This window comes from Photorhabdus aballayi (assembly GCF_026153155.1).
Lineage (GTDB): Bacteria > Pseudomonadota > Gammaproteobacteria > Enterobacterales > Enterobacteriaceae > Photorhabdus > Photorhabdus luminescens.
The window spans coordinates 73,797-97,969 of sequence record NZ_JAPFCD010000014.1 but is presented as its reverse complement, the minus strand read 5'-3'; the positions used below and the strand labels follow the sequence as shown (position 1 = coordinate 97,969).

At 42.5% G+C, this 24,173-nt stretch carries 23 protein-coding genes; 14 read left to right on the top strand and 9 right to left on the bottom strand.

Annotated features, from left to right (window positions below):
* Nucleotides 1-141: 141 nt before the first annotated feature.
* Entirely contained in the window at nucleotides 142-672 is a 531-nt protein-coding gene (locus tag OO184_RS09915) for a fimbrial protein (RefSeq protein ID WP_265379039.1), read from the bottom strand.
* 567 nt (nucleotides 673-1,239) lie between these two features.
* Here OO184_RS09915 and OO184_RS09910 point away from each other — a divergent pair.
* The gene (locus OO184_RS09910) at nucleotides 1,240-2,082 is read left to right on the top strand and encodes an alpha/beta fold hydrolase (protein ID WP_265379038.1); all 843 of its coding nucleotides are present in this window, start codon (nucleotides 1,240-1,242) and stop codon (nucleotides 2,080-2,082) included.
* 334 nt (nucleotides 2,083-2,416) lie between these two features.
* Here OO184_RS09910 and OO184_RS09905 read toward each other — a convergent pair whose 3' ends face one another.
* Entirely contained in the window at nucleotides 2,417-3,808 is a 1,392-nt protein-coding gene (locus OO184_RS09905; RefSeq protein WP_265379037.1) for an amino acid permease, read from the bottom strand.
* A 954-nt stretch (nucleotides 3,809-4,762) separates the two neighbouring features.
* On the opposite strand from OO184_RS09905, the gene stlC reads away from it, so the two are divergent.
* The 3 genes from stlC to stlE all read left to right on the top strand — a co-directional run bounded on the left by stlC (nucleotide 4,763) and on the right by stlE (nucleotide 7,181).
* Nucleotides 4,763-5,710 carry a stilbene biosynthesis aromatase StlC gene (stlC, locus tag OO184_RS09900; RefSeq protein WP_265379036.1) on the top strand — a complete coding sequence of 316 codons (948 nt, stop codon included), beginning with the start codon at nucleotides 4,763-4,765 and terminating at the stop codon, nucleotides 5,708-5,710.
* Entirely contained in the window at nucleotides 5,711-6,859 is a 1,149-nt protein-coding gene (gene stlD / locus OO184_RS09895; RefSeq protein WP_265379035.1) for a beta-ketosynthase StlD, read from the top strand.
* Nucleotides 6,860-6,938: 79 nt separating this feature from the next.
* A complete protein-coding gene (gene stlE, locus OO184_RS09890; protein WP_049581707.1) occupies nucleotides 6,939-7,181 on the top strand; it encodes a stilbene biosynthesis acyl carrier protein StlE in 243 nt (80 codons plus the stop codon).
* Nucleotides 7,182-7,513: 332 nt separating this feature from the next.
* Here stlE and ydgH read toward each other — a convergent pair whose 3' ends face one another.
* The gene (ydgH, locus tag OO184_RS09885; protein ID WP_265379034.1) at nucleotides 7,514-8,467 is read right to left on the bottom strand and encodes a DUF1471 family protein YdgH; all 954 of its coding nucleotides are present in this window, start codon (nucleotides 8,465-8,467) and stop codon (nucleotides 7,514-7,516) included.
* A gap of 391 nt (nucleotides 8,468-8,858) precedes the next feature.
* On the opposite strand from ydgH, the gene pntA reads away from it, so the two are divergent.
* Together pntA and pntB are read left to right on the top strand one after the other, a co-directional pair.
* Nucleotides 8,859-10,388, top strand: a complete 1,530-nt coding sequence (pntA, locus tag OO184_RS09880) for a Re/Si-specific NAD(P)(+) transhydrogenase subunit alpha (RefSeq protein WP_265379033.1) — start codon at nucleotides 8,859-8,861, stop codon at nucleotides 10,386-10,388.
* Between the two features lie 10 nt (nucleotides 10,389-10,398).
* Nucleotides 10,399-11,787: a Re/Si-specific NAD(P)(+) transhydrogenase subunit beta gene (gene pntB / locus OO184_RS09875; protein WP_265379032.1), complete on the top strand. Its 1,389-nt coding sequence runs from the start codon at nucleotides 10,399-10,401 to the stop codon at nucleotides 11,785-11,787.
* Nucleotides 11,788-11,914: 127 nt separating this feature from the next.
* Here the strand turns inward: pntB and OO184_RS09870 are convergent, their stop codons facing one another.
* Nucleotides 11,915-12,088, bottom strand: a complete 174-nt coding sequence (locus tag OO184_RS09870) for a hypothetical protein (RefSeq protein ID WP_265379031.1) — start codon at nucleotides 12,086-12,088, stop codon at nucleotides 11,915-11,917.
* A gap of 110 nt (nucleotides 12,089-12,198) precedes the next feature.
* Nucleotides 12,199-13,224 carry a HoxN/HupN/NixA family nickel/cobalt transporter gene (locus OO184_RS09865; protein ID WP_265379030.1) on the bottom strand — a complete coding sequence of 342 codons (1,026 nt, stop codon included), beginning with the start codon at nucleotides 13,222-13,224 and terminating at the stop codon, nucleotides 12,199-12,201.
* 373 nt (nucleotides 13,225-13,597) lie between these two features.
* On the opposite strand from OO184_RS09865, the gene OO184_RS09860 reads away from it, so the two are divergent.
* The 7 genes from OO184_RS09860 (at nucleotide 13,598) to OO184_RS09830 (ending at nucleotide 19,270) form a co-directional block, all read left to right on the top strand.
* Nucleotides 13,598-13,900 (top strand): urease subunit gamma, encoded by a 303-nt coding sequence (locus OO184_RS09860; RefSeq protein WP_011146425.1) that lies wholly within the window; start codon nucleotides 13,598-13,600, stop codon nucleotides 13,898-13,900.
* 91 nt (nucleotides 13,901-13,991) lie between these two features.
* Complete coding sequence (locus tag OO184_RS09855; protein ID WP_265379029.1) at nucleotides 13,992-14,381, top strand: urease subunit beta; 390 nt, start codon at nucleotides 13,992-13,994, stop codon at nucleotides 14,379-14,381.
* Nucleotides 14,382-14,551: 170 nt separating this feature from the next.
* Complete coding sequence (locus OO184_RS09850; protein ID WP_265379028.1) at nucleotides 14,552-16,267, top strand: urease subunit alpha; 1,716 nt, start codon at nucleotides 14,552-14,554, stop codon at nucleotides 16,265-16,267.
* 74 nt (nucleotides 16,268-16,341) lie between these two features.
* Nucleotides 16,342-16,938 (top strand): urease accessory protein UreE, encoded by a 597-nt coding sequence (locus tag OO184_RS09845; protein WP_265379027.1) that lies wholly within the window; start codon nucleotides 16,342-16,344, stop codon nucleotides 16,936-16,938.
* On the top strand, nucleotides 16,935-17,621 hold the full coding sequence (locus OO184_RS09840) for an urease accessory protein UreF (protein ID WP_265379026.1): 687 nt from the start codon (nucleotides 16,935-16,937) through the stop codon (nucleotides 17,619-17,621). Before OO184_RS09845 ends, OO184_RS09840 begins: the two co-directional genes overlap by 4 nt.
* 51 nt (nucleotides 17,622-17,672) lie before the next feature.
* The gene (ureG, locus tag OO184_RS09835; protein ID WP_011146430.1) at nucleotides 17,673-18,308 is read left to right on the top strand and encodes an urease accessory protein UreG; all 636 of its coding nucleotides are present in this window, start codon (nucleotides 17,673-17,675) and stop codon (nucleotides 18,306-18,308) included.
* Nucleotides 18,305-19,270 carry an urease accessory protein UreD gene (locus OO184_RS09830; protein WP_265379025.1) on the top strand — a complete coding sequence of 322 codons (966 nt, stop codon included), beginning with the start codon at nucleotides 18,305-18,307 and terminating at the stop codon, nucleotides 19,268-19,270. Before ureG ends, OO184_RS09830 begins: the two co-directional genes overlap by 4 nt.
* Before the next feature lie 63 nt (nucleotides 19,271-19,333).
* Here the strand turns inward: OO184_RS09830 and uspE are convergent, their stop codons facing one another.
* Together uspE and fnr are read right to left on the bottom strand one after the other, a co-directional pair.
* Nucleotides 19,334-20,278, bottom strand: a complete 945-nt coding sequence (gene uspE / locus OO184_RS09825; protein WP_265379024.1) for a universal stress protein UspE — start codon at nucleotides 20,276-20,278, stop codon at nucleotides 19,334-19,336.
* Between the two features lie 135 nt (nucleotides 20,279-20,413).
* Entirely contained in the window at nucleotides 20,414-21,169 is a 756-nt protein-coding gene (fnr, locus tag OO184_RS09820) for a fumarate/nitrate reduction transcriptional regulator Fnr (RefSeq protein WP_265379023.1), read from the bottom strand.
* A gap of 704 nt (nucleotides 21,170-21,873) precedes the next feature.
* Between fnr and OO184_RS09815 the strand changes: the two genes are divergently transcribed.
* Nucleotides 21,874-22,263, top strand: a complete 390-nt coding sequence (locus OO184_RS09815) for a hypothetical protein (RefSeq protein WP_265379022.1) — start codon at nucleotides 21,874-21,876, stop codon at nucleotides 22,261-22,263.
* A 99-nt stretch (nucleotides 22,264-22,362) separates the two neighbouring features.
* Here OO184_RS09815 and OO184_RS09810 read toward each other — a convergent pair whose 3' ends face one another.
* Nucleotides 22,363-23,145 (bottom strand): fumarylacetoacetate hydrolase family protein, encoded by a 783-nt coding sequence (locus OO184_RS09810; RefSeq protein WP_265379021.1) that lies wholly within the window; start codon nucleotides 23,143-23,145, stop codon nucleotides 22,363-22,365.
* A gap of 69 nt (nucleotides 23,146-23,214) precedes the next feature.
* Nucleotides 23,215-24,117, bottom strand: a complete 903-nt coding sequence (locus OO184_RS09805) for an alpha/beta fold hydrolase (RefSeq protein ID WP_265379020.1) — start codon at nucleotides 24,115-24,117, stop codon at nucleotides 23,215-23,217.
* Nucleotides 24,118-24,173: the final 56 nt, after the last annotated feature.

Genomic DNA, 24,173 nt, shown 5'->3' with positions numbered 1-24,173 from the left:
TGCGTTGTTTTGTGGGATTTGTGGGCATCCATGCCCGGTGCTTCTTATTATTATTAGAAACAAAACGTGAATGAAGTTATACCCGTTATCTTTCAAGTTGCTTCTTAATCCATAGGGTATATGTTCTAAATTTAGCCTGTCTTAGTTATAAACAATCGTAAAATTGGCGACTGCATCACCTGAGCCAGGGCCAATTGCTTGAGCTGTAGCAACATATTTTGCAATGAACTTCAGTTCTGCTGTTTTTTGGTCAGTAAAAGCTTGAGATTTGGAAGCTTTTGCCAAAGGAATCAGAGTTGAATTATCTTCTTCATAGATACCAATAGCAACACCATCGGCGACTGCCTGGCCTTTGTCATTGGATAAGGCCAGAAGATTGTTATTTCTATTATCTATCTGCCCGTCAAATTTGACTTGTGCATGGGTATATTCTGGTGGGCAATCACTCATCTTAATGCTAAAGGGTGTTGCTGCTGCGGTACTATCTACACCACTAAATGCATTTGAGCTAATTGTTCCCATGTTTACATTTTGATTTGCAGAGTCAGTATCGATTTTACAGGCATTTGCGATGATATTACCTGTAAAGTTGATTTTTCCGTCGGCTGCATTTGCTACAGAAATAAATACAGAAGATGCAAGTAAGCATGAAATAATCAGTTTAGTTTTCATTTTAAATAGATCCTAACCCTGCCGGGCATGGCGTCAGGGAAACAGAAATACTGATCTAATGGGAACTGTATAAACATCAATACAGCGTGTAAATATTTATAGCTTTTACCCAATAACAACAACGATAACTCAAGTTGTGTCTTTTTTAGGATAAAGCTAGGTGATCATAGCGATTAATTAGCAAAAATCCAAAGAATGACTGGATAATGTATTATATTTAAGACTTTTATCTGTATTTGTTTCTTAAACAGGATTATTTTTTAATATTAATGTGATTTATTGTATGTAATAAATCATTATGCTAATTAATGAGAATATCTTTTAATTAATAACTGGTTATAAAATTAACTGTGATATAAATCACAATTAATTTATCACGCTTAAGAATTTATTTTTTTGTGCTATTACTTTCATGTTATTACCTCTCGCTGTCATTTTTTCTCTGAGAAGTTTATTTTGATAGAGTAAGTCATCTGGATAAAATTATTCTATAGTTTTCTCATGTGATCTTTCTATTTTAGTTGACGTTATGAACCCTCAACGCAATTAACACTATAAGGAAGGAAAATGAAACAGTTCGTCTTTGTATTGGGCTTTTTGTCCATTGTACTTGCAGTTGCGTGTCCCGCTTCGGCCATGCAAGTAGAGCAAAAAACCGTCACCAATGGCGTAGCATCAATCGAATATTCGGTACGTGGGGAAGGGCCATTGCTCATGGTGATTGCTTCAACCGGGCGAGGAACGGCGGAGTTCGCGCCGCTTGCAGATCGACTGGCGATGCGCGGCTACCGTGTTGCTCTGCCGGAGCCACGTGGAATATCAAGGTCAACCGGTCCGATGGAAAACGTGACCTTCCACGACTTTGCCGACGATTTTGCGGCTGTGGTTGCGGCGGAAGGAGGTAAGGCAATCGTAGTGGGGCACGCTTATGGCCACTGGATCGCTAAGACGATTGCCGCGGATTATCCCGAAATGACGCGTGGCATAGTGCTTCTGGCAGGGGCGGCGAAATCTTGGCCCTCAGAGCTTTCGGATGCGATCACTGTGATTAGTGATCCGAAATCCACCCGCGAGGAGCGGCTGGCGAAACTTAGACTTGCCTTCTTTGCGGAAGGTAATGACCCGACACCTTGGCTTGAGGGTTGGCATTCTGATGTTATAAAAAGCCAGTCCGCTGCGCGCAAGCTGACCAATCGCGAGGATTGGTGGGCTGGCGGGGCGGCGCCAATCTTTGATCTACAAGCGGGTTCCGACCCATTTCGACCTGAAACGTCTCGGATGGAGGCAAAGGATGAGTTCGGTAAGCGCGTTACTGTCGCAGTGATTGAAGGGGCCAGCCATGCACTACCTGCTGAGAAGCCTATTGAGACAGCAAATGCAATCGCCGATTGGGCCGACAAACTGAAATAACTTAAGGACAATATCCAGTCTTTATCGGGGCATTCGTATCGAATTTGTTTTAGTGCGAATGCCCCAATCAGAGACAATTCCAATAGAGTAAAATAGGCATCCTACCTCAAGTTTTACACCTTTGCCGATGATGATCTGGAATACATCTACCTTTCAAATTCAACAGAATTGGCTAAGGAACCATACCAATCAAGTTGTATTAACAATATTAGTTACAACATACTATTAAATATAACACCAAAAAAATATGACAGAACAACGAAAAACTAAACAAACTGCTATATGAAAATTCAGAAAGCCATCACAGGAAAGTAATGGCCTGAATCTGACGAGATTAGTTGATTAGTAACCCAGTAGCAGGAATTGCGGTGATCAGCAATGCGACAATAGTGAGCTTTTCAGCCAGACGTAAGCTATTTCTCTGTGGGTTTTGACGGCGTGCATACAGAAAAACAATGAGACCCGGCGCATAGAGAACGACAGATAATAGCAAATTCATCAAACCGGATGCATAAAGCAACCATATGCCATAAATACAAGCTCCAGCAGCAATGAGTAATAATCCTTTATTGCTACGATCAAAAGCGACTTTTAAAAGAAATGCTCCGACAAGGAAATAGGGTACTAAAATCATCTCTGATGCAATTGCCAGTAATGAATTGTAATTGCTTCCACTTAACCAGATCAAAACGAGAGAGAGCTGCACAGCACTATTAGTGAACCACAATGAAGACGATGGCGCATTATTGCGGTTTTGCTGGCTAAATACTTTTGGAAAAGAGCCGTGTTGGGAAGCGATAAATGGCACTTCTGCCGCCATGATCGTCCAACTCAGATAAGCGCCACAGACGGAGATAATCAATCCGGCAGCAATAATGATTTCACCTGCGGAACCAACAAGTCCTACCATCAGGTTTGCCATTGATGGGTTGCGCATTTCTGCTAACTCAGGTCGTGGCGCTAATCCGAGGGAGAGTAAGGTGACCAATATATATATTGCTAATGCCGCAACGACAGCCAGCATGGTCGCAATACCAACATCTGTCCGTTTCTTCGCCCTAGCTGAAACCACAACAGCACCTTCAATGCCAATAAAAACCCAGAGGGTGATCAACATAGTGTCTTTGACTTGTTGCCAGACAGGAACGCCTAGATCGATGCCTTTAAAATCGAGATTAAAGATATCCATTTTGAAGGCTATGGCAGCAAGTATGATAAAAGCGCCTAAAGGCAGCAATTTTGCCATTGTCGCTAATTTGTTGATTCCGGCTGCGGTTTGAACGCCGCGGAGTACCAACCAATGAACGAACCAGAGTAGAATAGATTCTCCCAATAGGGACTGCCAAGTATTGCCATCACCAAAAATGACGATGCCTTCTTTATCAGTAAAGAAGCTCAGGGCGGCAAAAACGATAACCAGATAAGAAACATTGGCAACAACCGCGCATAACCAATATCCCCAGGCAGAGCAGAAGCCTATTAGTTCACCAAAGCCTTCTTTGGCATAAGTGAAAATCCCTCCATCAAGATCCGGACGAAGACGAGAGAGCAGTAGCAGTGCGGTAGCCAGGAACAGGATACCGACGCCTGTTATTCCCCAACCGATCATTAACGCGGCTGGGCTGGCGATTTCAGCCATATTCTGCGGTAAGCTGAAAACACCCGCACCGACCATAGAGCTGAGTACCAGAGCAGTGAGAGCTGTGAGACCTAGTTTCTTTTCCAAAGATTATGTTCCTAATGTGACATAAAACTGCATTATTAGCCAGTTCATTACCCTGATCATAAAGATGAACTGGGTATCGGGTTTTCATTGCTTCCAAGCTGTACAGAACGGAAAAACAGACTGATTGAACCTAGAAATGGAGGGGGGATTCTACGAAGGGTATGGGTTGGATGCAATGGTTTTCTATGCAAATAACTATAAAATTTATGCATTGTTTGATAGTGAATTTGGTGATGATTAAGTGTGGTGAGAGGCAATTTATTTTTATAAGCTTATATGAGTTATTTTTATAAAGTTGTTTGTTGTACTGAAGTAAATAGGTGATAAGTGTGAAGCACTATGGTGTTATTACTAATTAAGTACTTTTTATTTTAATTTTTTCGATGGTTATCAAAGTTTAATAAAAATAGTTATGAAAGATAAAGTTTTATCTCTGATTTTTATTTTGTTATGTAATATTACTGCTAAGTAATAATCATCTCTTGTTTTCATGTCAGATTATTAAATTAATCTATTGAGTATGTAGTTTCATAATGTTATGAATATCTTATCAAATTAAAACATGTGGAATGTTTTTTTAATTTATTGATTTAATTATAATATTTTTTTGTTTTAATTGGTGTTGTTAATTTTATATTTAAGTTAATGTATTTTTTATTAATTTTTTTCATGAGTAACTAATTAGTTTTCTACAATGTGATATAAAACTAATCTTATATAAAAATAAAAAAATCATGTTGACAACGACTGCTTTGATTTATATTGTTTGTGAAAATATTACTCTGCCATTTATTAACTTATTTTCTTGTATATGTTTTTAATTTTCAGGAATGATTATATGTGCATATGCCAAAAAATATTCTCAGATGGTTAGAGGACAACTGTCATTCAAATTCTTATCTTTTAGGTGCCGATGAATGGCTCAGTATTAAATATTCATAAAGGTTAGAACATATGAAACGTGTTCTTGTAGTGTCGTATTCCCAAAGCGGCCAATTGATCGAGGTGGTAAAAAGCTTAATCTCACCCCTGCAAGAGTCTGACGAGATATACATCCGTGAAGTTGTTTTGAAACCGATTCCAGAATTTGCGTTTCCCTGGAAGTTTTCCAAATTTGTTGATGTTTTCCCAGAAACAGTGCAGTTACATCCGCCTGAGCTAGCGCCTTTGAATCTGGAAGACGAAGAACCTTTTGATTTGGTCATATTAGGCTACCAGGTTTGGTATTTATCGCCAGCTCCTCCGATAACAGCATTTCTTAAGAGTAAAGAAGGAAAACGTTTACTTAATGGTCGACCGGTAGTGACAGTTATTGCTTGCCGAAATATGTGGTTGATAGCTCAGGAAACTGTCAAAAGATTGTTGCATGAAAGTGGAGCGTATTTGCGCGATAACGTGGTTTTTGTTGATAAAGCAAACTTTTTTGCAACAGTATTCACAACTCCGATATGGCTAATGACAGGAAGAAGACAGCCATTTCCTAGCTTACCGCGGGCAGGCGTATCGGAGGAAGACGTTAAAGATGCTACACGTTTTGGCGATGCATTGTTGGCAGCGCTCAAAACGGATAAAGAGAAACTTGATGCTCCAATGTTGAAAGGTCTGGGAGCGGCGGTTGTCGACCAAGCTTTTATTTTCGGTGAACGTGCGGCGCATCGAGGATTTAGATTTTGGTCCGGGCTGATTTGCCGTGTGGGCAAACGAGGAATATGGGTAAGACGCTCTTTATTAGCGTTGTTTGTAACCTATTTGATATTGATGGTGCTAGTTGTTTTTCCTATTTCAGTGGTTGTTCGCCGTTTGCTTGCCCCATTACTTAAAGAGCGTCTTAATGAATTACAGAAATACTATGAACAACCTTCAGGTTCTGCCCGCTATGATGATAAGGAGATAAATAAGTAAATGAGTAACAACGTTTATATCACTAAAGTTTCCGCGTTTATGCCGGGAAACCCGATAGATAATAATACAATGGAATCTGTTCTTGGTTTTGTTGGTGGCCGTCCATCAAGATCTCGCCATATAGTCCTTCGTAATAATGGTATCAAATATCGCCATTATGCCCTGGATCCGGAGACAGGCGAGACAACTTATACATCTGCTCAATTAGCGGCTGAAGCAATAAAAGGTTTGGTTGATGAACATTTTTCTTTAAGTGATATGCAAAGTCTGGCAGCAAGCAGTGGTACTCCTGATCAAATTATACCGGGTCATGGTGTTATGGTTCATGGAGAGATCAAAAATAAACCATGTGAAGCTATCTCAACTGCCGGTGCTTGTGCTGCGGGTATGACAGCGATGAAATATGCTTATTTGTCCGTTCTCTCGGGAACGACAAGTAACGCGGTTTCAACAACGTCGGAAGTACCTTCCACTGTATTGCATGCCCGCAATTTCCAGAGCGAAAACGAAGCTCGGGTTGCAGAACTGGAACGACGCCCTGAAATCGCTTTTGAAAAAGATTTTCTGCGTTGGATGCTTTCTGATGGCGCCGGCGCTGCTTTACTTGAAAATAAACCTCGACCTGATGGTGTTTCATTACGAATTGACTGGATAGATATTTACTCTTTTGCTAATGAGCAAGAGACCTGTATGTACTCAGGTGGAGAAAAATTAGCAGATGGCAGTTTGAAAGGCTGGTCACAAATGGATCAGGCTGATTGGCTTGCATATTCTGTTTTCTGCATCAAACAAGATGTTAGATATTTAAATGAAAGGGTCGTTAAATATACACTTACCGAACCATTGAGACGGATAGTTGCTGATCGTAACTTATCGGCAGAATCTATTGATTGGTTCTTGCCTCATTACTCATCTGAATATTTCCGCATGAAATTTGCCCAGGGTCTTGAAGATATTAATTTTGGTATTGAACAAGAGCGTTGGTTTACTAACTTAACAATGAAAGGAAATACCGGATCGGCTTCTATTTATATCATGTTGGATGAGCTTATGAAGTCGGGTAAATTGAAGAAAGATCAGCGTCTGTTATGTTTTATCCCTGAAAGTGCCAGATTCACCGGGGCATTCATGCACCTGACTGTCGTGTAAATATTTAATCTTAGTGTTAATGAAGAATGGGGAAACAACCTGTTTCCCCTCGTAATTGGTACATCTAGGAAAATACAGCGTGGAAAATTTAGAGAATCGTGTCAAGAGTGTTGTTGCAGAACAACTTGGAATACCTGAAACCCAGATTCTTAATACACAAACATTTGAGGAATTAGGTGCCGACTCGTTAGATAATGTTGAACTGATTATGGCTCTGGAAGAGCATTTCGGAATAACTATTGATGATGAAGAAGCGGAAAAAATAGTGACGATACAGAACGCCATTGATTGTATCGGTTCGAAGTTAGAATCCGCTGACTAATTTGAAGAACTTCATTATCTTTATACCCAATGGATTTCAAGATGCATCGCGACGGCAAGGGAGCGAATCCCCGGGAGCATAGCGAACTATGTGACCGGGGTGAGTAAGCGCAGCCAACAAAGAAGCAGCTTGAAAGGTAACGGGTATATAAGTAAAAAAAGCACATATGATTACCATGTGTGCCTTTTTTTGTTTTTTGGTTGTATACCCAATGGATTTCAAGATGCATCGCGACGGTAAGGGAGCAAATCCCCGGGAGCATAGATAACTATGTGACCGGGGTGAGCGAGTGCAGCCAACAAAGAGGCAACTTGAAAGATGACGGGTATAGGTTATTTGAACAGATCTGCACTGATAGTGGAGCTTCCACCACTGGATTGCCATTCACGGGTAATATGATAGTACTTAGCACCTTTAGCCGCAGCACGTTTAGCAACTTCATAGGAAACATCAGGCATGCTGTTGTAGTAACCTGAAAAGGTGATGGAATCAAAAGGGACCATTTGAGCAGCACTGATTTTATTTAATTCTTGAATTTTCGTACCGTCAGGAAGAGTTACCGTGTAACGTTCACCTTTAGAATACTGGGTTTCAAAGAAACGGCCAACAGAATTACTGGTTGAAGTTGAAGAGGCTAAACCAGGAATTTCTACTTTCTTAGCCGATTCGCCACCAGCAGCCAACGCAGTGCGTCCAGAATCGGAATCTACCGGGATAACAGCTTCATCAGTCTGAATTTGGCGTTTTGGCGCATCATCCTTATAAATATAAGCTGTAACTGTTTGATTACCGCCATCATTCATTGCAACCTGGCGAACAATAAAAAAAGCCGCTGCGCCTTTTTTCTTGGCTTCTTTTGCAATGACTTCCTTCAAATCGGGTTCATTGTCGTAAAAGCCGCTGATAGTGACTGTATCGAATGGTTCCAGCGTTACAGCTTCTGCTTTAGGTAATTCTTTGATGCCGCGAAACAGACGATATTTAGGTGAACTGTCAATTTTCTCTGCATCTTTGTGATACAGATCCGCTATAACGCGCAGGTTGCCACTATTATTTAGATCATCAAGGCTTTGAATATAAAACCCATCTGCCCCCATTTTGTCTGCACGACGGGAAACTGCATCGGCAGCTTCATAAATGGCATTAAAAGGGCCGGTAACCGTAATACGTTTAAACGGTTTCAACTCTGCTGCTTTCTCCGGGGATAACTCCTGAGCTGCTTGAACAGTGGTAATACCCGTTAATGAGAATACCGCTGCTGCAATGATCGTTGTTTTCAGCTTCATAAAAAATCCTTCCACCTTGCGCATTAAATAATAGTTGTAACTTGCTGAACATGGCTGTGTATCACATAGCCGGTAATTATTACATGTAATAATAGCTAATGTCCCACGAATTTATGCTATCAGTATGAATGAATGCAAGTTTATAGAATAGGGCGTCATAAGTTTTTATCAAAATAGGGAGTGGTCCAGTTAAAAGTGCGCTTTGCACCGGTAATACCACTTAGTTATTTTTTTACCTATTAGCGATCGATCACCGATAATATTTTCAGTTGGTTATCAAAATATTTGTTGATAGATTTTACTGATGGCAGTAATAAAGTTAATTTAGTCGCTAAATCGACTGTAGCAAGCAATAATCATCATTAATCTTAGGCTTTAGGAAGGGAACATTATGCGTATTGGTGTACCGAAGGAGCGACTTGTCAATGAAGCACGTGTTGCAGCCACACCGAACACAGTGGAACACCTGCTGAAATTGGGATTTAATGTCGTTGTTGAGAATGGAGCAGGGCATTTAGCCAGCTTTGAGGATAGTGCTTACCAACAAGTAGGTGCTGAAATTACTGATCGTCATAATATTTGGCGTTCAGATATTATTTTAAAGGTTAATGCTCCTGAGGATGACGAAATAGCATTAATGAAAGAAGGGAGTACGTTGGTTAGTTTTATTTGGCCGGCACAGAACCCTGAGTTAATGCAGAAGTTATCAGACCGCAAAGTCACGGTGTTGGCTATGGATTCAGTACCACGTATTTCCAGAGCGCAATCGCTGGATGCGTTGAGTTCTATGGCAAATATTGCGGGTTATCGTGCAATAGTCGAAGCGGCTCACGAATTTGGTCGTTTCTTTACTGGTCAGATTACTGCGGCAGGGAAAGTCCCGCCAGCCAAGGTGATGATTATTGGCGCCGGTGTTGCTGGTTTAGCTGCTGTGGGCGCTGCGGGTAGTCTGGGCGCGATTGTTCGTGCATTTGATACTCGTCCTGAAGTTAAAGAGCAAATTCAGAGCATGGGAGCAGAGTTTCTTGAACTGAATTTTGAAGAAGAGGCCGGTAGTGGCGACGGATATGCAAAAGTCATGTCTGAAGCTTTCATTAAAGCGGAGATGGCGCTTTTTGCTGAACAGGCAAAAGAAGTTGATATCATTGTAACAACAGCGTTAATTCCAGGGAAACCGGCTCCACGTCTTATCACTAAAGAGATGGTTGAATCCATGAAGCCGGGTAGTGTGATTGTTGATCTGGCCGCTCAGACGGGAGGAAACTGCGAATTAACGCAAGCAGATAAATTAGTTGTTACTGCAAATGGCGTGAAAATTATTGGTTACACAGATTTGCCAAGCCGCTTGCCAACACAATCTTCACAACTCTACGGCACTAACCTGGTTAATTTGCTGAAATTACTGTGCAAAGAGAAAAATGGCGAAATCAATATTGATTTTGACGATGTTGTTATTCGTGGCGTGACAGTCGTTAAAGAGGGCGAAATTACCTGGCCGGCGCCACCCATTCAAGTTTCAGCTCAGCCACAGGCAAAACCGGCATCAGTTAAAGCAGAAAAGCCAGCGGCGAAACCTGTTTCACCTTGGTTGAAATATGGTTTATTGGCATTGGCTGTTATCTTATTCGGTTGGTTAGCCAATGTTGCGCCAAAAGAATTCTTATCCCACTTTACTGTTTTCGCATTGGCTTGTGTGGTGGGTTATTACGTGGTTTGGAATGTCAGCCATGCTTTGCACACACCGTTAATGTCGGTAACTAATGCCATTTCGGGGATTATTGTCGTTGGGGCATTATTACAAATTGGCAATGGCGGATGGGTAAGTTTCTTCTCATTTATTGCTGTTCTTATTGCCAGCATTAATATCTTCGGTGGCTTCACTGTCACTCAACGTATGCTGAAAATGTTTCGTAAGGACTAAGGGGTAACTAATGTCGAGTGGAGTTGTTACAGCAGCCTATATTGTTGCCGCCATTTTATTTATTTTCAGCCTGGCAGGTTTATCTCGTCATGAGAGTTCTAAACGCGGAAATATTTTTGGTATCACCGGGATGGCAATCGCATTGATTGCGACTATTTTCGGGCCTGATACCGGAAGTGTTGTCTGGATTATTCTGGCGATGGTGATCGGTGCGGTTATTGGTATTCGTCTGGCAAATAAAGTTGAAATGACTGAAATGCCGGAATTGGTTGCTATTCTGCACAGCTTTGTTGGTTTGGCCGCCGTGCTGGTCGGTTTTAATAGCTTTATTGCTCATGATAGTTTTGCGGAACCTGTGATGGAAAATATCCATCTAACAGAAGTTTTCCTGGGCGTTTTCATTGGTGCGGTTACCTTCACCGGTTCTGTTGTGGCATTTGGTAAGTTATGTGGAAAAATGTCCTCTAAGCCGTTGATGTTGCCAAATCGTCATAAATTAAACCTTGCAGCGCTTGTTATCTCCTTTGTGCTGTTAATTACCTTTGTGAAAACGGAAAGTACGGGCCTGCAAGTGTTCACGTTGTTGCTCATGACAGCAATCGCATTGGCGTTTGGTTGGCATTTGGTTGCTTCCATCGGTGGTGCGGATATGCCAGTGGTGGTTTCAATGCTGAACTCCTATTCGGGCTGGGCCGCCGCCGCCGCGGGTTTCATGTTGAGCAATGATTTGTTGATTGTAACAGGTGCACTGGTGGGTTCTTCGGGGGCAATTCTCTCTTACATCATGTGTAAGGCTATGAACCGCTCTTTTATCAGTGTGATTGCAGGCGGGTTTGGTACTGATGGTTCTTCAACCGGTGATGAACAGGAGATGGGCGAGTACCGCGAAACCACCGCGGAAGACGTTGCTGAACTATTGAAAAACTCAACTTCGGTTATCATCACGCCGGGATACGGTATGGCTGTTGCACAGGCGCAATATCCGGTACATGACATCACAGCTAAACTGCGAGAGAAGGGAGTTAATGTCCGTTTTGGTATTCATCCCGTTGCGGGGCGTTTGCCTGGGCATATGAACGTGCTGTTAGCAGAAGCGAAAGTGCCTTACGACGTTGTTATGGAAATGGATGAAATCAATGATGATTTCTCTGATACCGATACTGTGTTGGTCATTGGCGCCAACGACACCGTTAACCCTGCGGCACAGGAAGATCCCAACAGCCCAATTGCGGGTATGCCCGTTTTGGAAGTCTGGAAAGCACAAAATGTTGTTGTGTTCAAACGCTCTATGAACACAGGTTACGCTGGTGTGCAAAACCCATTGTTCTTTAAAGACAACAGTCAGATGTTGTTCGGTGATGCGAAAGCGAGTGTAGAGGCAATCCTGCGCGCACTGTGATTTTCTATTGTTTTAACTTACAAAACTCTGGTTAAGTTTTGCTGTCTCTCAATCATATCCTGATTGAGAGACAGAGTAAGTTGGAGTAATTTCTAACCCTCAACCAAACTTATCCTTTAGTGCCAGACTACAGGTGGCATTCAGGGAGATCCTTATCCTCGCCACGTGCAATAGCGTCTAAACAGTTAGAAAGTTCATTGCCAGTTAAATGCAAGCCGGTAGCTTCATATTCTAACCAAGCGTTTTCTGCATCACGTAAAAATTGTTGTCTGGATTTCAGAGTATTAGTTTGTTTATGCATAATCTTTCTACAAATGTCACTAATAAAATAAACGTTGCCATTGGGAAGTAAGAATAGCAACGTTTCAGGATGTAATACATCGCACGGTTATGTGAAGAGTTCTGCGTTTGTTATTTAATTTCCAGCGTATCGTACCCCCGCCAGCGATAATTCATCACTGATAAGGTCCAGAACAGAATGAAAATTCCGACGACCCAAAAACCAACATTGCCCATGTTGTCGTTTAATGTCCCAATGGTGTCCCAGAAAAAGCCATGCAAATCCCATTGTTCAGCAATAAGTCCAAGCGCTTCCAATCCACCAATGAACAGCGCTACGGCAACGGAAGCCGCGGTAATGGTCATGTTGTAGTAGAGTTTACGTGTCGGTTGGGAAAACGCCCAACCATAGGCTCCCACCATCACAAAATTATCCAGTGAGTCAATGAGCGCCATACCGCTGGTAAATAGCGCTGGGAATACCATCAACGACCACAGAGGAAGCCCACTGAGAGAACCGGCGGCAGATATACTCAATAGCCCAACTTCGGTGGCGGTGTCGAAGCCCAATCCAAACAGAAAACCGACCAAATACATATGCCAGCTTTTGCTTACCAGTCGGAAGACTGAGTGAAACAGGCGCGTCATGATCCCTCCCGGCGTTGCTTCCAGCTCAGTTAAATCACTTTTAGCCAGATTTCTGCCACGTTTGAGCTCTTGAAACTTCTGATAAACGCTTTTTAATATCAGCAAATTAATCAGCGCTATTGCTAGCAGAAAACAAGCAGAAACTAAAGTGCCAACAATGCCGCCGTAGTCATGAACCCAGCCCATTTGATCTTTAAACGCCATTGAGGTCAAAACGATGGCGAAGCAAGCCAGAATAACAATGGTAGAGTGCCCAAGAGAAAAGAAAGCACCGACGGCAATCGGTGATTTACCCTGTTGCATCAATTTACGGGTGACGTTATCAATTGCGGCGATATGATCAGCATCCACCGCATGGCGCAATCCATAACCGTAAGCTAGCAGGGCTGCCCCCATCATAATCGCATGATGACGAAAAGCGATAAATGCCCAAACCCAAGCCAGTACATTGGCGACAATCAGAACAACAAGAAGAGATACAGCACGTTTTTTATCCGTTAGATTATTCATAATATGGAATACCTGTAAATCTGTAAATGTAAAACCCGCCTTATGGGGGATTGTTAGAAGTTCAAAAAAACAGTAAGTATTTTCTGACTTCATGACCTATAATTTTTTTACGACGTAGGCATACTAATCAGCTTGTAATATTACCTTGGATAAATTTAAATAAGAGGTAAGAGGACTAACCTGTGTTGAGAAGAATGATCTTAATTGACATATTATGGTCTTTGTGTCAAAGCTTTTTTACTAAAAGATTATCTAAATCAATATTCGGATAGGGACCGCAGCTTTTGAATAAAGTCTGTTGGAAAAATCGTATTAAGTTATATATTGACATAGCAGTGTGACCGTATGGAATAACCAATGATTAGGGGGTTTTATGCAATTAACGCCAAGGGAAATCGAAAAACTCATGGTATATACACTGGCTGATGTCGCATTAAAGCGTAAGTCTCGCGGCTTAAAACTCAATTATCCTGAAGCCGTCGCGATTATTACTGCGGCGGCATTGGAAGGCGCTAGAGAGGGAAAAACATTGGAAGAAGTGATGGATGATTCCAGGCATGTTCTGACTAAAGAAGATGTGATGGATGGCGTGGCTGATCTTATTCCGCATGTGCAGGTTGAAGCAATATTTACTGATGGCAGTCGCTTAGTCACGGTGCATGATCCCATTCAATAATTGTTTAAATAAATTATAAATAGTAGGAAAAATTATCTAGACAAAATATTAGTTTATGTTTTGGCTTACGCCTTAACGTGGAGATTTTCCGATGGAAATAAATAATAAAGAAGATATTACTCCGTTGGGGGGGTATATTCTGGCTAGAGACCCGATCTCCTTTAATGAAGATCGCCCGGTTATTCAATTAAAAGTTCGTAATTCAGGTGATCGCCCTATTCAGGTGGGATCTCATTTCCATTTTTTTGAAGTAAATAAAGCTTTGCAATTTAATCGTGCGGCTGCGTTTGGTAAACGACTTAATATCACAGCAACAACCGCTATCCGTTTTGAACCCGGTGATGAAATCGAGGTGTCATTAATCCCGATTGGCGGGAAACAAAACGTTTATGGATTTAATAACTTAGTCGATGGTTGGGCAGGTAAAAGTCAGGTTGCTATTGATGAGCCGGTGGAAAAAACCTGGTTACATGCCGGGTAGTAGAATTGAGTTATACCCTATGGATTTCAAGTTGCATCGCGACGGCAAGGGAACGAATCCCCGGGAGCATAGATAACTATGTGACCGGGGTGAGTGAGTGCAGCCAACAAAGAGGCAGCTTGAAAGATAACGGGTATATATCCTATGGTTTTCGAACAAAGGAATAAACTATGCCAACCATTTCCCGACAGGAATATGTAGGTCTTTTTGGCCCCACGACCGGCGATAAGATCCGCTTGGGCGATACCAATCTATTTATTGAAATTGAGAAAGATCTGCGTGGCTATGGTGATGAGTCGGTCTATGGCGGAGGTAAATCGCTGCGTGATGGTATGGGTGCGGATAACCGTATGACCAGCGAAAACGTCTTGGACTTGGTGATTACCAGCGTCACTATTTTGGATGCTCGGCAAGGCGTTATTAAAGCGGATGTTGGCATAAAAGGGGGACGCATTGTCGGGATAGGTAAAAGCGGTAACCCTAACATGATGAATGGCGTTACTCCCGGTATGGTGGTTGGTGTTAGTACTGATGCTATATCCGGTGAGCATCTCATCCTCACGGCTGCTGGCATTGATACCCATATTCATTTTATTTCTCCTCAACAGGCTGAACATGCTTTATCCAATGGTGTGACGACGTTCTTTGGCGGTGGTGTCGGCCCCACTGATGGTACTAATGGCACCACTGTTACCGCCGGTCCGTGGCATATCCACCGCATGTTGCGTGCTTTTGAAAGTTTACCGGTTAACGTAGGTATTTTGGGAAAAGGCCATGCTGCGGTGGCAATGCCTTTGGTTGAGCAGATCAAGGCGGGTGTTGCCGGGTTAAAAGTGCATGAGGACTGGGGCGCGACTAATTCGGCGTTGCGTAATGCTTTACGTGTAGCGGATGAAATGGATATCCAGGTGGCAGTGCATACCGATAGTTTGAATGAAGGCGGTTATGTTGAGGATACCATTGATGCTTTTGAAGGTCGCACCATTCATACTTTCCACACCGAAGGCGCCGGTGGCGGACATGCGCCGGATATCATTAAAGTTGCCAGCCAGATGAATGTGTTGCCCAGTTCGACCAATCCTACGCTGCCTTACGGTATCAATAGTCAGGCAGAACTGTTTGATATGATTATGGTTTGCCATAACCTTAATCCTAAAGTACCGGCTGATGTTGCATTTTCGGAAAGCCGTGTACGTCCAGAGACTATTGCTGCGGAGAATGTTTTGCACGATATGGGCGTACTGTCGATGTTTTCCAGTGATTCCCAGGCGATGGGGCGCGTGGGGGAAAACTGGCTACGGGTGATGCAAACTGCTCATGCCATGAAAGCAGCACGTGGCAAGTTGCCGGAAGATGCAGCATATAACGATAATTTCCGTGTGTTACGTTACGTCGCCAAAATTACGATTAACCCGGCTATTGCTCAGGGAATAAGCCACGTACTCGGTTCAGTTGAAGTGGGCAAAATGGCTGATCTTGTGTTGTGGGAACCCCGTTTCTTTGGTGTAAAGCCTAAGTTGGTCATCAAGGGCGGTATGATTAATTGGGCGGTGATGGGAGATCCAAATGCTTCACTGCCGACGCCACAACCGACATTTTATCGTCCGATGTTTGGCGCATTGGGTAAAACCCTTCAGGAAACCTGTGTCACTTTTGTATCACCGGCGGCAATGGAACTGGGGGTAAAAGAGAACCTTGGTTTGGAACGTCAAGTTATGGCGGTGCGCAATTGCCGGGCTATTTCTAAGAAAGATATGGTGCGTAATGCTGAAACGCCTACTATTGAAGTGGATGCAGAAACCTTTGCCGTCAAGGTGAATGGTGAATATGCCACAGTAAAACCGGTCAGGACAGTCGCGCTCAATCAGCGCTACTTCTTTAGTTAATCTATTTTTTACTGCCGGTCAGAGAATATTTTTCTGGCCGGATTAACCGATCCATGCGTTCAGAGGATTATCTTATGATTGTTATTGAACAGATTCTTGGTAATGTCAAAAAGGATGTTTTCTGGCGAGATCGCTTGCAGGGGATCTCGCCGGATATCTTGGTGCTTTCGCAATGGGAAGCGCAAAAAAGCCGTTGTCGTAAATCCACCCTTAACGGATTGGATTTAGGCATTTCCCTTGACCGTCATCAGGTATTGTCTGATGGCGACGTTTTACTGTGGGACGAGGCTAAAGGATTGGCGGTTATTGTTCAAATGAGCTTGCGTGATGTGATGGTTATTCATCTGAAATCATTGCTGTCATTAGATTTGGAGACGGTAATGAAAACCAGCTTTGAACTTGGCCATGCTTTAGGTAACCAGCATTGGAAGTCAGTGATTAAAAATAACCAGATTTATATTCCGCTGACAGTGTCAACTAAGGTCATGGATTCAGTTATGAGAACTCACGGTTTTCATGCATTGCCTTACTCCTTTGTTAAAGGCGAAGAAATATTGCCTTCTCTTAACAACTCAGAGGCTCGCTTATTATTTGGCGGTGCAGAGGATTCCGCGACACACGTTCATGTTGATAACACGTTTCTGAACCAGCATGTGATCAAACTAAAATGAATGCGCTCCGCCTAATTAGAATCATGCAGTTTGCTGATTCAGTGCTGCCTGTTGGCGCATTTTCTTTTTCGAACGGTCTGGAATCAGCCATTCAGAGCAAAATCGTGTATGACGTAGCAACGTTAAGCGAATTTACGCGAACAGCGTTGTTACAGGCGGTAAGTAGTGATGGCCGCGCAGTAGTGGCCGCGTGTCAGGCATTGAATTGTGGACAGCATGACTCCGCTATCTCCTATGATTGGGCAGTATTTAACCGCAAACTAAATGAAGAAAGTCGCACTATGGTTACGCGGATGGGGAAAAAGTTAGCGGAAATGGCAGTTGAAGTTACCGGTGAGTCGTTAATTGCATGGTGGCTAGCACAAATAAAGAGCGATATTGCCGCAGGTACCTATCCGATTACTTTGGCGGTCGTCATGAGCGCATTGGGTGCTGCTCCACGTGAAGTGATCGTCATGCATCAATATGGCGTTGCGATGACGATACTCAGTGCGGCTATACGCCTGATGCGTGTTACCCATATTGAAATTCAACGTATCTTGTTCTCATTGAATCAAGATATTGAACTGTTTTGCGATGAGGCGGAAAAAGGGGGGATTGAACAGATGACATCGTATGCACCTATGACCGATGTTCTGGCAGCACTGCACGTTAGCGCATTTACCCGGCTGTTCAGTAACTAACTTGCTCTTGATATCGCTTTTAACCACCTCTTAATCGTGTGAGGAAATCTTGTGAAAAAAATTACCCGAATTGGTATTGGCGGTCCGGTGGGTTCAGGCAAGACTGCCGTTATTGAAGTGATCACACCTATTTTGATTCAACGCGGAATAAAACCTTTAATTATCACCAATGATATTGTTACCACTGAGGATGCTAAACAGGTTAAACGTACCTTGAAAGGCATTTTAGATGAAGAAAAGATACTTGGTGTGGAAACCGGTGCTTGCCCTCATACAGCGGTGCGCGAAGATCCCAGTATGAATATTGCGGCGGTAGAGGAGATGGAAGCGCGTTTTCCTGACAGCGATGTTGTGTTGATTGAAAGTGGTGGTGATAACCTGACACTTACTTTTAGCCCAGCGTTGGCAGATTTTTATATTTATGTCATTGATGTCGCGGAAGGGGAGAAAATTCCGCGCAAGAACGGACCGGGTCTGGTACAGGCCGATATTCTGGTGATCAACAAAATTGATTTAGCGCCTTATGTTGGCGCCAGCTTGGCGGTGATGGAACATGACACTCAAGTTGTGCGTGGTCAGCGCCCTTATATCCTTACCAATTGCAAAACCGGTGAAGGTGTTGAAACGTTGGTAAATATGATCATGCGTGATTTCCTGTTCACTCATTCATTACAGGCGACGCAATGACTTCCACCAGCTCACCGCAAAATATTGGAGAAGTGTGTCAACGGGCGAATAATCTTGGCATCAACGCGCCGGAACTGGCACGATTTCAGGATGAACCGCCGCAGATGGCAAGCGGTGATGTCGGTAAAAGTGGCTATCTACGGTTGGGATTTGCCCGGCGTGGCGATCGGAGCATTTTGGCGCAAATGCAACGCCGGGTTCCTTATTTGGTACAGCGGGCGCTGTATTGGGATGAGGCGCTACCGCAGATGCCGTGCGTATTTATGATCTCCACGTCGGGATGTATCCTGCAAGGAGATAGATTGGCGCTGGACATTCATGTCGCTCCAGAGGCGTTTGGTCATGTCACGACCCAATCGGCGACTAAGATTCATTCGATGGTGAATAACTACGCAGCGCAAGTGCAAACTATCCAGATAGAGCAGGGAGGCTATCTGGAAATGATGCCCGACCCAGTTATACCTCATAGTGGTTCTCGGTTTATTACCGACACTCAGATCACCATTCATCCGACAGCCACCTTGATTTATTCTGAGATAATTATGTCCGGTCGCAAATACCACCTTGCTGATCAGGGGTTTAAATTTGATGTTTATTCATCACGCATTACGGCAACTGATTTCGATGGCAAGATATTGTTTGCAGAGCGTTATGTACTGGAGCCTAAAAAGCAGCCATTAAACAGTGTGGGGGTGATGGGGCCGTTCCATGTGTTCGGTAACGTGATCTTGCTGACACCTCAGGTTCACCATGATCGTATTCTGGCGCGCATGACTCCTCAGTACGATGCTGAAACGGGTATAGCGAGTGGTACCAGTCGTTTACCTAATCAGTGTGGTCTAATCTTTAAGGTATTGGGAAAAGAAACTTATCAAGTTAAAGCGGGTATTCGTCTTTTTTGGCGTATAGCCCGTGAGGAGATCCTGGGTGTGACATTGCCTGAGCCGTTTATCTGGCGATAAAACTCGGGGAGAAAATCTGTTTCGGGTTTTATCGCCAAATGAATATTTATCATACTGTTACTATCACTCTTTAGCGGCTTTAATTGGACATTCAAAACCATCAGGTTTGATCGTCAGAATGTCACATTTAAGATGGTCGATCACATGTTCAGCGGTATTTCCCAGAAAAGCGGCGGATAGTCCGGTTCTGCCGAGGATGCCAAGAACAATAATGCCTGCATTCATCTCATCGCACATTTGAGGAATAACACTCTCCGGTAGTCCTTCATGGATATGAGTATATTTTTCATCAATGCAGAATTTTTGGCGTAACTCTTTCATGGCAATAAGGTGTTGACCGCGTAGAGCATGGTTATAAACACTTGGGTCAAAATCGGGTAGTTCAATAGCGATATTCAGTGGTGCGACAGGGTAAGCGCTGACTAAATGAATTTCTGGGTTTTTCATTACCCGGTTTGCCAGTTCCTGAGTTTCCTTAACCAGTTTCAGGTTCAGTTCATGATGATATGATTCTTCATTAGACAAATTGACCGCGACGACAACCGAGCCTTGGTCCGGCCATATCTGATCTTTTACCATCCATACCGGACATGGGCATTTGCGGAGTAATTGCCAGTCAAGTGGGGTAAAAATCAAGGAGCCCAGTTTGTCATGTTTATGTGTCATCTTCAGAAGTAAATCATGATTATCTGTAATGACCTCTTGGATAATCGCTTCATAAGGTCGATTATGCCATACCACTTTTATTTCAATATCAATACCGGCTTCCAGATAGTAGTACGCTTGTTGTTTAAGCCAGGCGGTGCGTTGGCTGGTAACACCTTTACGCATAGCGTTGCCTTCTTCTGGGGAGAGTAAGGTGGTCATTTCATAAGAGAGATCATAAATGGGCAAGAAAGCTTTAATCCGGCCGCCGTTGCGTTGCACTATATAAACTGCGCGTCTTAATGCCGGTTGATCGTCCTGACTTGGGTCAATTACAACTAAAAGGTTTTGATAGTTTGCCATAATGGTATCCTCACAGAGGCTAGACAAAACACGCTTCAATACTCACGTTTCAATACTAAAGATAAACCAATATAAGCAAACCGAACAGGTCAGAGGAGAACCAGATCAACAAAATAGGGTGATCTGGTTTTAAGATTAGGAAATTGAAACAGATTTTTTTCCGACTAACTCAGACAATTTATCCATGTCTTCAATCGTGATGTATTTACCTTTTACACCGAGAATATCGTTTTTCTGGAAACGCCCAAGCAGACGACTAATAGTTTCAACTGTTAAACCTAAGTAATTACCAATATCACTGCGAGTCATGGTTAAACGGAATTCTCTTGGTGAGAAACCACGTTGAGCGAAACGACGAGAGAGATTATAAATGAATGCGGCTAATCGTTCTTCGGCGTTTTTCTTAGATAACAACAATATCATTTCTTGGTCGCCTTTAATTTCCCCACTCATCAAGCGCATCATTTGTTGGCGGAGATTAGGCATTTTGCCGGATAGATCATCGAGTGTTTCAAACGGAATTTCACAAACCATAGATGTTTCCAGGGCCTGAGCAAAACTTGGATGCTGAGTGTTGAGGATAGCGTCAAAACCGACTAAATCCCCTGCGAGGTGGAAACCTGTAATTTGCTCATCACCTTCTTCCGTAATGGTGTAGCTTTTAATTGTGCCAGAGCGGATAGCATAAAGAGATTTCAACTCATCGCCTGCTTTAAATAACGTTTGGCCTTTCTGGATAGGTTTCTTACGCTCAATGATATTATCAAGCTGATCGAGCTCGTGCTCATTCAGGGTAAAAGGAATGCATAGCTGGCTAATACTGCAATCCTGACAGTGGATCGCACAACCACCAGACTGGATTCGACGAATAACACGTTTTTCCTGGATCATATGGCATGCTCATTTGAAATATTCATATAGTTCAACTTTAGCATTTCTTGATGATTCTGGTAAGAGCTATAATAGTTTTCTGCAATTTATTTAGGAAAATGTATTACCTGTTTATTCTATCCATAAGAAATTATTGCATTGTATGTATAAAACTGATGTTCTGCTATTGCCATCGTTTTGCATAAGGCCGAACACTGCGGAGTTTTGTTGGATTGGCGAGCTTTAAGTAAGGGGGACAACATACTGTTGGTATCCTATGTAGCTGATATAAGGGAGTTGATCGCATTACACTTTTTCATGTGTGTTCTGTTTGATGGCCATAAATTGTTGGTTTTCATATAAGATTGTTAAAGTAGATGAATCTGATATAAATTGGTAATAATTTTCATAGCTGGAATAGAGAATTAAATAACTTTAATGGAATTTTATCTACAATATGGAAAGCTTAACTTGGCATATATAATTTGTTGATTTATAATGTCAATGGAAATTGAATTTATATAATTTCGTATTTTTATCATTAATAACCTGTTTTTTTATAAGCGAAGATAATAAAACTCACTTTTTCTTTTTCCTTAATTTAATAATATAAAATAAGTTCTTAATAAGGATGTTTATTGCCTACAATATTAATGCGGAAAATTGTATTTGTGAAATCGCTGTATTTAATTTGGTGAAAATAATATTAACGAAAGGAATATCATATGGCCTCTGTAACAACAATTAAGACTATTGAGAATATAACCGGAGATTCAATGGTTATTATAAACGGTGAAGACAGTAATGTTGGGACTGTGATTGAAAGGAATAGATATTGGCATGGTAGTTTGCGGGTCCCCTGGATTGGTGATCAAAGTGAGTCTTGGAAAGCATTTAGAATATTTGTATTAGGAGGGTATAGAGATATCATTTGGGTTTTTCAAGATTACTATCGTCCTCCAGGTGAAAATGCAATCAAATATTGTGTAGGTGAATTCTCCTATAAGAATGCACAGGAAATTCAGGGAAATAATCGAGGTGGGGGAGATAAAATCTTCCGGCTCTCCGCCATCCACGGACAAGTTATACATTCGATTAAGCTTGAAATGATATAAATGATTTACGCCCCTGCTACTATGTTGCTAGTAATTTTGTTGCTATTAACTTTAGTGGGGGCTTTTTATGACCCCTGTTTAGAAATTAAGGCTAATTTTTCAGGCGAAACTTACCTTGGCAGATCCCACCCCGAGTAAGTTAACTTTCAACTGATCGCCAATATTAACTGGAACCATTGTAGTGAGGGAGCCAGAGAGAATGATTTCTCCACCGATCAATGCCATATTCAATGTTCCTAGCATATTCGCTAGCCAGGCAACTGCGTTAGCTGGATGCTCTAGTGCAGCAGCGCCAATGCCGGTGTCAACCAGTTTACCGTTTTTCTCCAACGTTATTGTAACGGCAGCTAAATCAATTTCTGATGGCAGACGGGTACCATGACCAATGACAAATAATCCTGATGAGGCATTATCAGCAACAGTATCTGTAATTTTTATTTTCCAGTCACGGATACGGGAATCGACAATTTCGATACAGGGCACGACATAATCTGTTGCTCTGAGTACATCTTCCGCTGTAATACCTGGTCCACTCAGATTGTGTTTCAGGATAAAGCCAATTTCACCTTCCGCTTTCGGTGCAATTAATTGCTCAATGGGTACAATGGCGTTGTTTTTATACTGCATATCTGAGGTGAGAATGCCAAAATCGGGTTGATTGACACCCAATATATCCATAACTGCCTGGCTGGTAATGCCGATTTTTTTACCGACAATTTGTGCCCCGGTTGCTTCCAGCCGGCGAACAATAACTTTTTGCTGGATGAGATAGGCATCATGTAATGTTAATTCTGGATATTCATTCGAGATAGGGTCGATAGCTTGACGACTCTGCCACGATTGAAATAGTTTTTCACTAAGATAGTTTATGACGTTATTCATCTGTTGTTGCTCCTGATCAAATCAAAGAAGTGACATTCCAACTGGAATATCACTTGTCTGAAAGAGACATTATTTGTTGCCGTTAAGTAAAAAATCGATATGGAGCCGGTTGAATGTGTCCGGGTCTTCATATTGAGGCCAGTGACCGCATTTTTCCATTACGACAAAACGGCTATTTTTGATAAGCCCGGCAAGGCGCTGACCTACTGAAACCGCAGCGGTCGGATCGTGTGTGGTCCATAGCACTAGGGTTTCAGCCTGGATTTTTGCCAGCTCGTCTTCGGTCAAAAGATTACGTAAACGGGTGTCCATATCTTGCAGGCACATAATGTTTTCCATTGCAGACAACATACCCGGCTGACGATAGATGGCGAAACGGGCTTCAACCAAGTCTTCTGTCACCATAGCAGGATCTTTCATCAGGAATTCAAGACGCTTGCGGGTAGCTTCTCTATCCGGGTTTTTCACAGCGTTTAAACTCAGTGTGCGCAGGCGTTCCATCACATTTGGATCAGCAATCATGCCACCGGCTGTGTTCAACACCAGACGGTGAATATATTGCGGATATTTTGCTGCAAACCGGGCTGCAACCCATCCACCTAACGACTCGCCAGAAAGGTGAATTTTCTTTAGATTTAATGTCTCAATCAGATCCCGTAGGTGTTCCACATAATCGATAATTTCATAGGAACGGACAGGTTTATCCGTGAAACCATGCCCTAGCATATCGATCGCCAGTACATGAAAGTGAGCGGCATGTGGCAGAATGTTGCGCATATAAGCTTCTAAATGACCGGCAATACCATGTAAAAAAATCAGAGTAGGTCCGTTGCCTGCTTCAAGAACACGGGTTTTTATCCCTTTTACATCGAGATGATGTAGATGGACTTCACCACTGGCAATGGCCGACCAAAGCGAACGTAATTCAGGTTGTGTAGGTTTATGTTGAGGATTCGCTGATATTGACATCATGATATCTCCATTATTTATTTTAAGTTAATACGTTATTAATATAACGACAGCAGGTA

What these genes read in the sequence shown, in the direction of transcription:
- OO184_RS09840 (WP_265379026.1), top strand. Translation starts at nt 16,935, where the DNA reads ATGAATGCGCTCCGCCTAATTAGAATCATGCAGTTTGCTGATTCAGTG.
- stlD (WP_265379035.1), top strand. Translation starts at nt 5,711, where the DNA reads ATGAGTAACAACGTTTATATCACTAAAGTTTCCGCGTTTATGCCGGGA.
- OO184_RS09805 (WP_265379020.1), bottom strand. Translation starts at nt 24,117, where the DNA reads ATGATGTCAATATCAGCGAATCCTCAACATAAACCTACACAACCTGAA.
- pntA (WP_265379033.1), top strand. Translation starts at nt 8,859, where the DNA reads ATGCGTATTGGTGTACCGAAGGAGCGACTTGTCAATGAAGCACGTGTT.
- OO184_RS09850 (WP_265379028.1), top strand. Translation starts at nt 14,552, where the DNA reads ATGCCAACCATTTCCCGACAGGAATATGTAGGTCTTTTTGGCCCCACG.
- fnr (WP_265379023.1), bottom strand. Translation starts at nt 21,169, where the DNA reads ATGATCCAGGAAAAACGTGTTATTCGTCGAATCCAGTCTGGTGGTTGT.
- OO184_RS09830 (WP_265379025.1), top strand. Translation starts at nt 18,305, where the DNA reads ATGACTTCCACCAGCTCACCGCAAAATATTGGAGAAGTGTGTCAACGG.
- pntB (WP_265379032.1), top strand. Translation starts at nt 10,399, where the DNA reads ATGTCGAGTGGAGTTGTTACAGCAGCCTATATTGTTGCCGCCATTTTA.
- OO184_RS09845 (WP_265379027.1), top strand. Translation starts at nt 16,342, where the DNA reads ATGATTGTTATTGAACAGATTCTTGGTAATGTCAAAAAGGATGTTTTC.
- uspE (WP_265379024.1), bottom strand. Translation starts at nt 20,278, where the DNA reads ATGGCAAACTATCAAAACCTTTTAGTTGTAATTGACCCAAGTCAGGAC.
- ydgH (WP_265379034.1), bottom strand. Translation starts at nt 8,467, where the DNA reads ATGAAGCTGAAAACAACGATCATTGCAGCAGCGGTATTCTCATTAACG.
- OO184_RS09915 (WP_265379039.1), bottom strand. Translation starts at nt 672, where the DNA reads ATGAAAACTAAACTGATTATTTCATGCTTACTTGCATCTTCTGTATTT.
- OO184_RS09865 (WP_265379030.1), bottom strand. Translation starts at nt 13,224, where the DNA reads ATGAATAATCTAACGGATAAAAAACGTGCTGTATCTCTTCTTGTTGTT.
- stlC (WP_265379036.1), top strand. Translation starts at nt 4,763, where the DNA reads ATGAAACGTGTTCTTGTAGTGTCGTATTCCCAAAGCGGCCAATTGATC.
- OO184_RS09860 (WP_011146425.1), top strand. Translation starts at nt 13,598, where the DNA reads ATGCAATTAACGCCAAGGGAAATCGAAAAACTCATGGTATATACACTG.
- OO184_RS09810 (WP_265379021.1), bottom strand. Translation starts at nt 23,145, where the DNA reads ATGAATAACGTCATAAACTATCTTAGTGAAAAACTATTTCAATCGTGG.
- OO184_RS09870 (WP_265379031.1), bottom strand. Translation starts at nt 12,088, where the DNA reads ATGCATAAACAAACTAATACTCTGAAATCCAGACAACAATTTTTACGT.
- OO184_RS09815 (WP_265379022.1), top strand. Translation starts at nt 21,874, where the DNA reads ATGGCCTCTGTAACAACAATTAAGACTATTGAGAATATAACCGGAGAT.
- OO184_RS09855 (WP_265379029.1), top strand. Translation starts at nt 13,992, where the DNA reads ATGGAAATAAATAATAAAGAAGATATTACTCCGTTGGGGGGGTATATT.
- OO184_RS09910 (WP_265379038.1), top strand. Translation starts at nt 1,240, where the DNA reads ATGAAACAGTTCGTCTTTGTATTGGGCTTTTTGTCCATTGTACTTGCA.